10 protein-coding genes are annotated in these 12416 nt (G+C 67.1%); 5 read left to right on the top strand and 5 right to left on the bottom strand.

Going from position 1 to position 12416, the window contains the following annotated elements; all coding sequences use genetic code 11:
• Window positions 1–27: 27 nt before the first annotated feature.
• Genes NMQ11_RS00275 through NMQ11_RS00265 form a run of 3 tightly spaced genes read left to right on the top strand, consistent with a single transcriptional unit; the run spans window position 28 to window position 2582 of the window.
• On the top strand, window positions 28–1188 hold the full coding sequence (locus NMQ11_RS00275; RefSeq protein ID WP_255169386.1) for an HD domain-containing protein: 1161 nt from the start codon (window positions 28–30) through the stop codon (window positions 1186–1188).
• Complete coding sequence (locus NMQ11_RS00270; protein WP_255169385.1) at window positions 1185–1556, top strand: hypothetical protein; 372 nt, start codon at window positions 1185–1187, stop codon at window positions 1554–1556. Before NMQ11_RS00275 ends, NMQ11_RS00270 begins: the two co-directional genes overlap by 4 nt.
• Window positions 1557–1616: 60 nt before the next feature.
• On the top strand, window positions 1617–2582 hold the full coding sequence (locus NMQ11_RS00265; protein ID WP_255169384.1) for an acetamidase/formamidase family protein: 966 nt from the start codon (window positions 1617–1619) through the stop codon (window positions 2580–2582).
• Between the two features lie 39 nt (window positions 2583–2621).
• Here the strand turns inward: NMQ11_RS00265 and NMQ11_RS00260 are convergent, their stop codons facing one another.
• The 5 genes from NMQ11_RS00260 to NMQ11_RS00240 form a co-directional block, all read right to left on the bottom strand.
• Window positions 2622–4136: a tripartite tricarboxylate transporter permease gene (locus tag NMQ11_RS00260; protein ID WP_255169383.1), complete on the bottom strand. Its 1515-nt coding sequence runs from the start codon at window positions 4134–4136 to the stop codon at window positions 2622–2624.
• Entirely contained in the window at window positions 4133–5062 is a 930-nt protein-coding gene (locus NMQ11_RS00255; RefSeq protein ID WP_255169382.1) for a hypothetical protein, read from the bottom strand. Before NMQ11_RS00255 ends, NMQ11_RS00260 begins: the two co-directional genes overlap by 4 nt.
• A 156-nt stretch (window positions 5063–5218) precedes the next feature.
• Window positions 5219–6307, bottom strand: coding sequence for a tripartite tricarboxylate transporter substrate binding protein (locus NMQ11_RS00250; RefSeq protein ID WP_255169381.1), 1089 nt, complete (start codon window positions 6305–6307; stop codon window positions 5219–5221).
• A gap of 308 nt (window positions 6308–6615) precedes the next feature.
• Complete coding sequence (gene alaS / locus NMQ11_RS00245; protein ID WP_255169380.1) at window positions 6616–9396, bottom strand: alanine--tRNA ligase; 2781 nt, start codon at window positions 9394–9396, stop codon at window positions 6616–6618.
• 507 nt (window positions 9397–9903) lie between these two features.
• Window positions 9904–10902, bottom strand: a complete 999-nt coding sequence (locus NMQ11_RS00240; RefSeq protein ID WP_255169379.1) for a replication factor C small subunit — start codon at window positions 10900–10902, stop codon at window positions 9904–9906.
• Window positions 10903–11071: 169 nt separating this feature from the next.
• Between NMQ11_RS00240 and NMQ11_RS00235 the strand changes: the two genes are divergently transcribed.
• Entirely contained in the window at window positions 11072–12136 is a 1065-nt protein-coding gene (locus NMQ11_RS00235; protein ID WP_255169378.1) for a bactofilin family protein, read from the top strand.
• 47 nt (window positions 12137–12183) lie between these two features.
• Window positions 12184–12396, top strand: a complete 213-nt coding sequence (gene samp2, locus NMQ11_RS00230) for a ubiquitin-like small modifier protein SAMP2 (RefSeq protein ID WP_255169377.1) — start codon at window positions 12184–12186, stop codon at window positions 12394–12396.
• Window positions 12397–12416: the final 20 nt, after the last annotated feature.

Genomic DNA, 12416 nt, shown 5'->3' with positions numbered 1-12416 from the left:
TTTGATGCGAGCCTCGAGAGTACCCCTATGCAAGCGATCAAAGACGCCGTCCACGACTACGTGGAGGTCGACGGCGTCGCCCGCGACCTGCTCGATACGGCGGCGATGCAGCGGCTGCGACACGTCAAACAGCTCTCGACGGTGCGGCTGGTCTATCCGTCGGCGAGCCACACCCGGTTCGAACACAGCCTCGGCGTCTACCACCTCGCTCGCCAGGCGCTCTCACAGCTCGAGATCGAGGGCGCCCGCGCCGACGCCGTCCGCGCGGCGGCGCTGCTCCACGACGTGGGCCACGGCCCCTACGGCCACCAGACCGAGCGAATCATCGAACGCCGCCTCGGAAGACACCACGACGACGTCGCCCACCTGCTCGAAAACGGCGAACTCGGCGACGTTCTCGGCTCCCACGGGCTCGACGCGGGTGCGGTGGCCGACCTGATCGCCGGCGAGGGGAAGCTAGGTCAGCTCGTCTCGAGCGACCTCGACGTGGACCGGATGGACTACCTCGTGCGGGACGCCCACCACACGGGCGTTCCCTACGGCACCGTCGACCCCGGCCGGCTCGTTCGGGTCCTCCGGTTCGTCGACGGCGACCTCGCGCTGGCGGAGGGGAACGTCGCCGCCGCCGAAAGCCTGCTGGTCGCCCGCGCGCTGATGAACGCGACCGTCTACCGCCACCACGTCTCCCGGATCGCCGGCGCGATGCTCGAGCGCGCCTCCGAAACCCTGCTCGACGAGACCGACCTCGCGGTCGAGACGTTCGCCCGGATGACCGACGCCCAGTTGCTCGCCGCGCTGCACGACTGTCCGGCAACCGCCGACGTCGCCGCCAGGCTGGCCGAGCGGCGGCTGTACAAGCGCGCCGTCTGGGCCGAACTCGAGGCCGCCCCGGAGTGGCTGCTCGAGGCCGACCACGACGACGTTCGAGAGCTCGAGGCCGAACTCGCCGAGGCCGCGGGGGTCGAGCCGCGAGCGGTCGTCGTCGACTGTCCCGGCCGGCCGAGTATGCCCGAAACCGAGACGGGAGTGGTCGTCGCCGGCGAGGTGCGTCGCCTCCGCGAGCAGTCCCCGCTGGTCCAGGGGCTCCAGGCGGCCCAGCGAGCCCAGTGGCGACTCGGCGTCTACGCGCCCGAGGGAGACGCGGCGGCCGTCGAGCGCGTCGCAGAGCGCCGGTTGCTCGAAGGATGACCGCGGGCGACCGGCCCGAGCGAACGGTCGAGCGATCCGGGCGCGGGGGCGAACTGCTGACGGCGCTGGCGATCCTTCTGGTCGGCGTTCCGGCGTTCGCGTGGCTCTACGGCGTCGCCCTCTCCCCGCTCGCCGTCGGCGGCGGGGTCGCCTGTGGCGTCGTCGCCGCGCTCTCCTGGCTCTCCTCGAGTCCGAAAGCCACCGCCGTCTACGCGCTGGCGATCCTCTCGCTCGGGGTGATCGCCGTCACCGTCAGTCGCCCACAGGTGACGGGACTGGTCGCCGGCTTCGGTCTCGGCGTGCTGGCGGTCGAACTCGGCTTGCTGGCGCTCGCACGGAAGCGACCCACCGACGGTCGGCGCCGCTGACTGGCGGTTCGGGATCGACAGCCCGACAATTAATACCGTACTCGTCGTTGCCACGAGCACATGTCGGAGCCAGCGTACACCGTCGACCACCGACTGAGCGACGCCGACCGAAACATCCACAACGCCTGGGACAACGCCCTCGACCCCGTGCTCACCGTCGAACCCGGCGACGTCGTCCGCTTCGAGTGTCGCGACGCCGTCGACCGCCAGGTCGACGTCGAGTCCGGCCCCGAGGAGTTCCAGAACGTCAGCTTCGACCCCGTCCACCCGCTGACCGGTCCCGTCGCCGTCGAGGGAGCCGAACCCGGCGACACCCTCGTCGTCGAACTGCTGGGCTTCCAGCACAAGGGCTGGGGATACACCGGCTTCCTCCCCGGCGAGATGGGGCTCGGCCTCCTCCCCGATGAGTTCCCCGAGGCCGACGTCCACATCTGGGATCTCGAGGGTGACGTCGGCCACTTCGTAAACGGCATCGAAGTGCCCCTCGAGCCGTTCCCGGGGACGATCGGCGTCGCACCCGCGGAGGCGGGCGAACACGAGACGCTGCCGCCCCGGAACGTGGGCGGCAACATGGACGTCAAACACATGACCACCGGTTCGACGGTGTACCTCCCCGTCGCGGTCGAAGACGCGCTGTTTTCGGTGGGCGACTGCCACGCCGCCCAGGGCGACGGCGAGGTCTGTGTCACCGGCATCGAGGCGCCGATGTTCGTCACCGCCCGGTTCGGCCTCGAGAAAGACCGCGAGATCGACCAGCCCCAGTTCGAAACCAGCGGTCCGTTCACGCCCACCGGCCGGGACGAGCGGATGTACGCCACCACCGGAATCGACGACGACCTGATGGAGGCGACGAAGCTCGCGGTGTTGCACATGATCGACCACCTCCACGAGGAGCGCGGACTCACGCGAGGGGAGGCGTACATCCTCTGTTCGGCCGCCGTCGACCTGAAGATCAGCGAGGTCGTCGACGCGCCCAACTGGATCGTCACCGCCTATCTGCCCGAGAGCATCTTCCCGGAGGCGTAGGCTCACAGGAGGAGATTCAGAAAACGCAGCCGAACCGTCTCAGGCGGACCGGAAGTTCGCGATTCCGCGCTTGATGAACGGTCCGAACAGCAGCGCGAAGATCATGAGCGAGAGGACGAGCGAGAGCCAGCGGCCGTACTCGAGCGGGTTGACGAAGATCATGTACGAGCCGTCGGAGAGCTGCAAGGCGGTGTACAGGTTGTCCTCCGCGATGTCCCCGAGGACCACTCCGAGAACGAACGCGATCACGGAGTAGTTGTACCGCACCATGTAGAAGCCGATCACCCCGAAGACGATGATCGTCACGATGTCGATGGGGTTGATCCGAAGCGCGTACGTTCCCAGGAACGAGAGGACGACGACCATCGGGATGATGTAGTCCGTGTCGATCTTCGTCAGGTAGCCGAGGCGAGTGACCATCGTGAGTCCGAAGACGAGGATCACGACGTTTCCGACGAGCAGCGCGAGCAACATCGTGTACGTCAACAGGAGTTCGCCGTCGGCCTGGAACATGCTCGGTCCGGGCCGCAGCCCATGCATGAGCAGGCCGCCGATGAGGACCGCCGTCGAGGAGCTGCCGGGGATACCGAACGAGATCGCGGGGACGAGCGAACCCGCGACGGTCCCGTTGTTCGACGCCTCGCTCGCGACGACGCCGACCTCGTTTCCGGAGCCGAACGAGTCGGGATCGGAGGAGGCCCGCACCGCCTCGGAGTAGGCGACGAAGTTCGAGACGGTCGCGCCCGCGCCGGGGATCGCGCCGACGAGCATCCCGATCAGCCCCGACTTGATCACCGTGACGGGGCGAGTGACCGTCGACGTGATCCCCTCCGTGATCCCCTTCCGGTCGATCCTGACTTCGCCCTCCGCGATGCCGCCCTTCTGGCCGGCGAGTTTCATCATCTCCGCGATCGCGAACAGGCCGATCAGCACCGCGACGAAGTCGATGCCGTCGAAGAGCAACAGCGACTCGGCGTACCGCCGCTCGATCGAGATCGGCTGGGCGGAGCCGATGGTCGTGATGAGCAGCCCCGCGACACCGGCGAGCAGCCCCTTCGCGAACGAACCGCGGGTGATGACCGTGATCATCGACAGCCCGAGCAGCGCCACGAGGAACCGCTCGGGGGTGCCGACGGCGAGCACCATCTCGATCAGCAGCGGCGAGAACAGGATCAGCGCCGTGATCGTGAACAGCCCCGCGAACGCGGAGGCCGTCGCCGAGATCGAGAGCGCCGTCGCTGCCCGCCCCTGCTGGGACATGGGGTAGCCGTCGAACATCGTCGCCGCGGACGACGAGACGCCCGGCGTGTTGATCAGGATCGCCGCGATCGACCCCCCGTACATCGAGCCGCTGTAGACGCCGACGAGGAGGATGATCGCGTCCGCCGCCTCGAGCGGCAGCGTCAGCGGCAGGATGATCGCCATCCCGAGCGGCGGGCCGAGTCCCGGGAGGCCGCCGACGATGATGCCGATGACGACCCCGAGAAGCAGCCAGAACATCGTCTGGGTGGTCAACAGCGCGTCGATCGCGCCGAACAGCGTCTCCATGCTCATGCGAGAATCACCACGAGAACGTCAACGACCTGCGTCGACAGCCCCACGGCGTCGAACAGCTGGTCGAGTACCTGCCCGATCAGATCGAACAGCGGCTCGGTGATCGGCTCGAGCAGGACGTCCGGCGGCGTGGGCTCCCAGCCGGTGAGCCAGCCCTCGGCGATGTCGGACTGGATGTACTCGTAGAAGAGGTGCGCGCTGGCGAAGCTGATGAACGTGAGCGCGACCGCCCTGAGGAGTTCCATCCGGACCCAGAGCGCCCAGGCCGCCACGAACAGTGGCGTCGCGTACAGCATCCCGATCGCGAACGTCACCAGCATGTAGGCGATACAGAGGACGCCGGTCACGACCGGCCCCCTCGGGTCGTCGATGTCGTAGGTGTACATCGCTCCCGATCCGTCGCCGTCTTCGGCCGACTCCTCGAGGTCGTCCTCCTCCGCGTCGCCGCCGGGGAGATCCATGTCCTCCTCGCCCATTATCTGCATGGGTTCGGCGACGAACGACTCCGCGGACTGGCCGACCTGCTCCCGGTAGACGACGCTCACGATCACGAAGACGAGTCCGACCACGGTTCGTAACAGCCCATCGCCGGTTTCCAGATACGTGGTCGCGCCGGTGTAGACCGCGTACAGGCCGAGCGCGGCCAGCATCACCGGACCGACGACCGTCAGGTAGTTCCTGGCGAGAAGCAGCACAGAGAGGATGATCGTCAGCCCGGCCATGACCTGCGGAAACTCCGCTGCGGCCGGAGAGAACTCTCGAGCGCCGTAGTACATGTAGATACCCGTCACGAGGAACAACAACAACAGCACGTGCTCCATCGTCGGGCGCTCGCCCAACACCGGTTCGACGGCGTCGGCAACGCTTCGAACCACGGCCAGTGTCGTCTCCTGTATACCGTCCACCCCCGATCCGTCCTGTGTCATCGTCTTTCTACGTCGTTGGAAATCGCGTTCGAACTGGTTCGTTCGTACGGCGGACGGACAGCCGACCCTGCTTCGGAACGGATACCGAACGGCGGCGTCCTCGGGTCGACTTCGTCAGCCCCGTCGATTCGGTGCGGTTACCGCGTCTCGTATCGGCTACTCCTCTTCGGCCATCTGGATGAACTCGTCGATGCCGCCGATCGCCTCCTCGACGTTCTGTTCGATCTCGTCGACAAGGCCGAAGTACACCTCCTCGGCCTCGTCCATGTCACCGTACTCGAGGACGTTGCCGGTGTCCTCGGCCCACTCCTGCGCCTCGTCGCTGGTTGCCGCCTCCTCGATCGCCTCCGAGATCGTCTGGCGGGCGTCCTCGGGCGTCCCTGCCGGTGCCAGCTGGACCTGGTGGAACTCCGTGATCCAGGCGAGACTGTCGCCGTAGTTCGTGATCTCGTCGATATCCGGGAACGCGTCGCTGATGTCGATGTCCATCAGGTTCACGAGCGCGGTCGCTTCACCGGACTCCTCGGCACCGATGGCGGACGTGTTCGTCGCGAAGCCGGCCGCAACCTCGCCGCTGATAACGGCCTCGGAGGTCGGGCCACCGCCGTCGTACGGCACCGCGGTGTCGTACTCGAGGCCGTACTCGTCTCTGAGCAACAGGGTGGTGAGATGACTGTCGCTGCCGGCGCCCTGGTAACCGAAGCCGGAGATTTCGCCGTCGGCGTAGGCGTCCCGCAGGTCGCCGTAGTCGTCGATCCCCGCGTCGTCGGCGGCGTCGTTGTTGACGATGAGCGTGTAACCGAAGATCCCCGAGTACGCGATCGGGTCGAAGTCCTCTTCGATGTGGAAAGTGTCGGTCTCGGTCGCGAGCCAGGTGAAGTGCGAGCCGACCGAGTTGATCGTCCCGAACGTGTAGCCGTCGGCGTCCTGTTCGGCCAGCCACTGTGCACCGACCATCCCGCCGGCACCCTCCCGGTTGTCGATTTCGACCGTCTGCCCGAGCGGATCCTCCATGAGCGGCTGGAGCTGTCGGGCGTACGTGTCCGTCCCCCCTCCCTCCGACCACGGAATCATCCACGTGAGCGAATCCGTCGGGAAGTCGTCGCCGGCATCCCCCGCGTCGTCAGCGGTATCGTCAGCGGTGTCGTCGGCGTCGTCGTCGCCGTTACCGAGACACCCTGCCAGTCCGAGCGTTACACCGGTTGCCGCGACCGCCCCACTTTTTACGAAGTGCCTCCGTCGCATACTGGTAGAGAATCGCACGCCAACATAAGTATTACGTACCGTCTTGCGTTTTCAGATAGTTTACCAATTAATTAATCCGGATATTTACTATAGCGTGTTCCTGCGTCAACACCACCGGCGCCCATTCAGTATTTATTCTGTTATTTCTATGCATATAATAATGTTTCTATGGTCGCACGAATCGTGGCCGTGGCCGACAGAAAGGGGACGACGCGAGCGCGCTGAAAGGAAGTACTGTACGTCAGTGTCGGCACCCCGCGAACCACCCTTGTAGGTGTGTCGGGAGTTCGAGACTACAGCAGATCGTCTCAGGCGTCGAGCGTCCGCTGAAGGATGGTCGGCGCGTCCTCGAGGGCGTCGTCCAGCGCCTCCGCGTCGGGACCGCCGCCCTGCGCGAAGTCCGGCGGCCCGCCGCCGCCGCCACCGACCCGACCCGCGAGTTCGCCGACGACCTCGCCGGCGTTGACCGCCGAGCCGTCGGGAACCGCAACGACGAACTGGGCGCCGCTCTCCCCGGAGCCGAGGACGGCGATCTTCCCCTCCTCGACGAGCGCGTTCGCCGTCGCCCGGAGTTCGTCCATGCCGGCGTCGATGCGCTGGACGACCGCCGTCGCCTCGCCGACCTCGAGCTCCTCGCCGCCTCCGCCGCCGCTGGCGCGAGCTTCGGCGAGTTGCTCGTTCAGTTCCTCGATCTGCTTGCCGCGTTCTTTCCACTCCTCGAAGAACCGCCGGGCGGTCTCGGGGACGTTCTCGGGGGAGACGTCGAGCTCCTCGGCCGCCTCGTAGAGGGCGTCCTCGGTGCGCTGGGTCGCCTCGACCGCGGCGTCGCCGGCCGCGAAGACGATCCGCTCGACGCCGTCCTGGACCCGTTCGGTCGTGAGGACCTTGATCGCGCCGATGTCGCCGGTGCGAGCGACGTGGGTCCCCCCGCAGGCCTGGACGTCCTCGGCGACGTGGATCAGCCTGATGTTCGTTCCCGGTGGAATGCCGCCCTGATAGAGGTCGAAGCCGTGTTCTGCCTCGGCGTCCTGGCGGTGGGGCCACTCCTGACTCACCGAGGTGTTGTCCATCACCATCCCGTTCGCGACGCGCTCGATGCGCTTGACGTCGCTCCGGGAGATCCGGGCGTAGTGGCGCAGGTCGATCCGCGAAGAGTCGACGCCCTTCTGGGCGCCCGCCTGGCGGACGTGCTCGCCGAGTACCTGCCGGGCGGCGTGCATGATGATGTGCGTCGCCGTGTGGTGGCGCATCAGCTGGCGCCGGCGGGGTGCATTGAGCTGGCCGTTGACGAACTCGCCCTTGCCGAGTGGCTCGTCGGTCCGGTGGAGGATGACGCCCTCTTCGATCTGGACGTCGGTGACCTCCGCGGTCGTCTCGTCGGTCGACAGCGTCCCCCAGTCGGCGGGCTGGCCCCCGCCTTCGGGGTAGAACATCGTCTGATCGAGCACGACGTCGTACCCCTCCTCGCGTTCGAAGACGTCCAGAACGACGGCCTCGAACTGGGTGCGCTGCTGGTCGTCGTAGTACAGCTGCTCCGTCTCCGGCAGGTCGGCGAATCGCTCGTCGGGCTCCTCGTCGGTCGTCTCGAGCGCCTCGGCGGTGTCGTGGCGTTCTGCGACGAGGCTGTAGAAGTCGTCGGGAACCTGCACGTCGGCGCCGACCTCCGCTGCGATTTCGGCGACCATATCCGGCTGAATGCCGTGAGAGTCGTAGAGTTCGATCAGCTCCGAGGTGGGGATCGTCTCGCCGCGCTCTGCGTACTCCGCGGCGAGCGTCTCGACCCGGCGGCCGCCCCGCTCCAGGGTCTCGCGGTACTTCTCGACCTCCGTGCGGACGACGTCCCGGATCGTATCCCGATTTTCGTATCCGAGCCGCTCGGCCTGCATGTCGACGAGTTCGTCCAGCGGCGCGTCGACGCCCACCGTGTCGCAGAGGCGCTTGGTGCGTCGGAGCACCATCCGCGCGAGGTAACCGGTGGCGACGTTCGAGGGGACGATCCCGTCGCCGAACATGTACGCGAGGGTCCGACAGTGGTCGGCGATGGCGTAGATCGCCTCGAGCGGCGCCATCAACTCCTCGAGGTCGGCCCGGTCGACGCCGAGTTCGTCGGCGATCGTGGCGCGGGCGGTCTCCATGTCTTCTGCCTCGTCGATGTCCATGTGACCCGCCCGTTTCGCGGCACGGTGGACGAGTTCTTCCTCCGCGTCGGTGTACTCGAGGTCGGCGTTCTCGGTGAGGAAGTCGATCATGTCCGGGTAGATCGCCTCGTACACCGTCGGCGTTCCTTGAGAGACCCAGGCCCAGCGCTCGAGCCCGTAGCCGGTGTCGACGATGTAGGTGTCCATGTAGGAGTAGCGGTTCCCGTCTTTCATCTCGAACTCGCCGTCGGGGTCCTGCTCCATACACATGAAAACGAGCGTCGCGAGTTCGACGCCCTTGAAGATGACCTCGATCGCCGGGCCGGCGTTGCCGCCGCCGACCCACGGGTCCTCGATGTAGACGATCTCCTCGAGGTCAACCCCCAGCGAGGTGAAAAACTCGTCGCAGTACTCGACGGTTTCGTCCTTCCAGTACACCTCCCCCTGATAGGCGTACTGCTCGGGGTCCTCGAGGTCCTCCCGGGCGTTGAACGCGTGGTGGGCCATCATCTCGAAGGCCATCGTGTGTCGGCCGGTCTTGCCGACGTTGTCGATGTCCTGCATCCGGATGCACGGTTGCGAGATGGTCAGCGGGTTCGCCGGCGGCGGCGACTGGCCGCTGGTCACAAGCGGCTGGAAGTCGTAGACCGACGCCTGCGTGAGCAGGACGTCGTCGCGCCAGCGGTTCGCCGCGACCGGGTAGGGGTCGATCCGCTCGTGGCCGTGCTCCTCGAAAAAGGAGAGGAACGTCTCTCGCATCTCCTCAAGGCTGTACTCCTCGTCGAAGCCGGGGTTCCCGATGAAGTCGTACTCCTCGCAGGGCGGCTCGCCGCAGGTCTCCCGCTCGTGGTCGCGCGTCCAGAAGTGCGCGCCACAGGAGGGACACGTCTTCCGGTCGAACCCCTCCTCCTCGAAGTACTCGAGTTGGTACTCTTCCTCCAGTTCACTCATTGCTATGTGCTGTTGACCATGCAGTGCCTAAAACAGTTCCGCAACGGCCAGTCCCTTCGGACGGACTCCTGGAGTCAGCTCCGATGTACCCGCGAACCGCCCTAGACGACCCGTCGACGAACGCGGCGCGAGGCGACATCCCTCCGTGGCACCGCCGCTGTCGTCGCGTCGGTGCCGTTCCCTCACAGACCAGCAGATCCGTGGGTACGGGAATCGCACCAGCCGCGTCGCTGGCCGGTATCGAACGTCCGTCGAAAACTGCCCGGGGGAGGCAGTGGGGGAGGGTCTGGTCGACCGCACGATACACGCAACGGGGCCCGGGGGTGTGCTATGGTTCGAGTTGCCTGTCTGTTCGGGCTCCCGTCATCTACACCGAGGGGGACGAGACGGGTACCCGTTCGCCTTCAGTAGTCGTGGCTTTTAGTACGCGAGACACTGCGGCCTCGAGCCGGCCGTCGGTCCTCGCTCGAGCGTCTCGGCGAGGCGACCGCTGAACACCGGTTCGAGCTACGCGTCGGCGTCGGTCTCGAGCGCCAGCGAGGCGAGCAGCGCCTCGAGCTGGAGCCGCTCGCTCGCGCCCTCGGTGATCCGGTAGTCGACCTCGCCGAGACGCTCGAGCAGCCGCACCGTCGCCCGTTCAGAGATGTCGAACTCCCAGGCCGAGCGGTGGAGCTGGTCGATGACGTCGCCGCCGGCGAGCCCGCGGTCGGTGAGCAGGTCATCCAGGGCGGCCCGCGCCGCCGTGAAGTCGCCGTCGATGGCGTGGGCGACCATCGCCTCGACCTCCTCGGGACGGGCGGTCGCGGTGATCGCGAACACCGTCTCCTCGTCGACGGTTTCGCCCATAACCGCGGCCGCCTGGAGGGCGTTGATCGCCTTTCGCATGTCACCGTCGGCGGCGTAGATCAGCGCGTCGACCCCGTCGTCGGCCACCTCGATCCCCTCGGTTGCGGCGATTTCGCGGATCTGCGCCTCGACGGCGTCCTCGCCGAGCTGGGTGAACCGAAAGACCGCACAGCGAGACTGGATGGGGTCGATGATCTGACTCGAGTAGTTACACGAGAGGATGAAGCGGGTGTTGTGGGAGAACTCCTCCATGGTTCGGCGCAGCGCCGACTGGGCGTCGCTCGTGAGCGCGTCGGCCTCGTCGAGAAAGATGATGCGATGGTCGTAGCCGCCGAAGCTCGCGCGCGCGAAGTTCTTGATTCGGTCGCGGACGACGTCGATCCCGCGCTGGTCGGAGGCGTTTAACTCGAGAAAGTTCTCTCGCCAGTCGTCGCCGTAGATTTCGCGGGCGATGGCTTGCGATGCGGTAGTTTTTCCCGTTCCTGCAGGCCCTGCAAATAATAAATGGGGGAGGTCGTTCTGCTCGACGTAGCGCAGCAGGCGGGGCACGATGTTCTCGTGACCTTTGATCTCGGCCAACCGCTCCGGCCGGTACTTCTCGATCCAGACCTCGGTCTTCCCGCCGGACGGCGCGTCGCCTTCGGCGTCGGCCTCGCTCATACCACCGGGAAGGGGTGGGCGGGAGATAAAACGACCGAACGCGGTCGTCGCCACCGACGCAGTCGAGCCCGCTCTCGGAACCGCAGGCGACTCGAGTCGGCGCGAGAGAGCCTCGCACCACATATCATGTCCACTACGAGTTTATGCTCGAGAACGGCGTACCTACGGTATGGGTTCTAGAACGCGATTCCTCGTGGTACTCCTGGTGCTCGCGGTCGTCCTCGGCTCGCTGCCGGGGATCGTCGCCGCACAGGACCGCAGCGGCGTCGGCGGGACGATCACCGTGGCGGAGGGGGAAACGGTCGACGAGGTGAGCGCGGTCGCCGGTGACGTCTTCATCGAGGGGACGGTGACCGGTGACGTCAGCGCCCTCGCCGGCAACGTACACGTCGCCGGCGAGGTCGGCGGCGACGTCAGCGTCGCGACGGGCAACCTCGAGATCACCGGTACCGTCGACGGCGAGGTCTCCGCGGGCGCCGGCAACGTCGTAATCGCCGAGGGAGCGACGATCGGGGCGTTACAGGCCGGCGCCGGCAACGTCGTGATCGACGGCGAAATCGCGGGTGACGCGGCGATCGGCGCGGAGACGATTGCGCTCGGCGAGAGCGCCGCCATCGCGGGCGACCTGCGCTACGACGGGGCCCTCGAGGGCAACACCGGAGCCGTCGCCGGCGACGTGACCCGCGACTCGACGCTCGGCTTCGACGTCGCGCCGACGGTCCAGCCGCTGGCCGACTGGCTGTTCGCGCTGTACGCGCTCGTGCTGAACCTGCTGCTCGGTGCGGTGTTGCTCGCGCTGTTCCCGTCGTTCACCGACCGGGTCGCCGACCGCGTGGCGACCGATCCCGTTCGCTCGGGGCTCGTCGGCCTGCTGGTGCTCGTCGGGGTTCCGATCCTGCTGGCCGCGATCGCCATCACCGTGATCGGCATCCCCATCACGATCGTCGGCGCGCTCGCGTTCGCGCTGTTCGTCTGGATTGGGATCGTCTACGGCCGCTTCGCCGTCGCCGCCTGGGCGCTCTCCTACGCCGACGTCGACAACCGCTGGCTCGCGCTCGTCGTGGGTCTGGTCGGCGGTGCGGTCCTCGCACAGATCCCCTATCTCGGGGGCCTTCTGAACTTCGTGATCTTCCTGCTCGGGCTGGGTGCGCTCTCGATGGCGCTCTACGGCCACCGGCGGCGGGTCCGCGAGTCGCCCTCGGCGACTGGCCCGGAGGAGCCGACGGTCGGCTAGCCGCTCGAGCGACGCGCTCAAGGGCCCGCGATGCCGACCCTTCGACCATGCGCGTTACCGTCGACGTGAAGGGGGATGCGGTCCACGAGATCGACCTCGCGGAGCTCCCGGCCGCCGAGCCGAGCTACGCCGACCTGCTCGCCGAACTCGAGTTGAGTCCCCACGAGGTGAGCGTCCTGGTCGACGGTCGCCCCGTCCCCGAGGACCAGCCGGTCGACGCCGAGGAAGTTACCGTGCTCCGGTTGATCACGGGCGGGTGAGCGGAAGGGGCGCTCAGTCG

The organism is Natrononativus amylolyticus (genome assembly GCF_024362525.1).
Taxonomy (GTDB): Archaea; Halobacteriota; Halobacteria; order Halobacteriales; family Natrialbaceae; genus Natrononativus; species Natrononativus amylolyticus.
The sequence above is the reverse complement of the archived record's forward strand: the minus strand, read 5'-3'. Positions and strand labels throughout refer to the sequence as shown.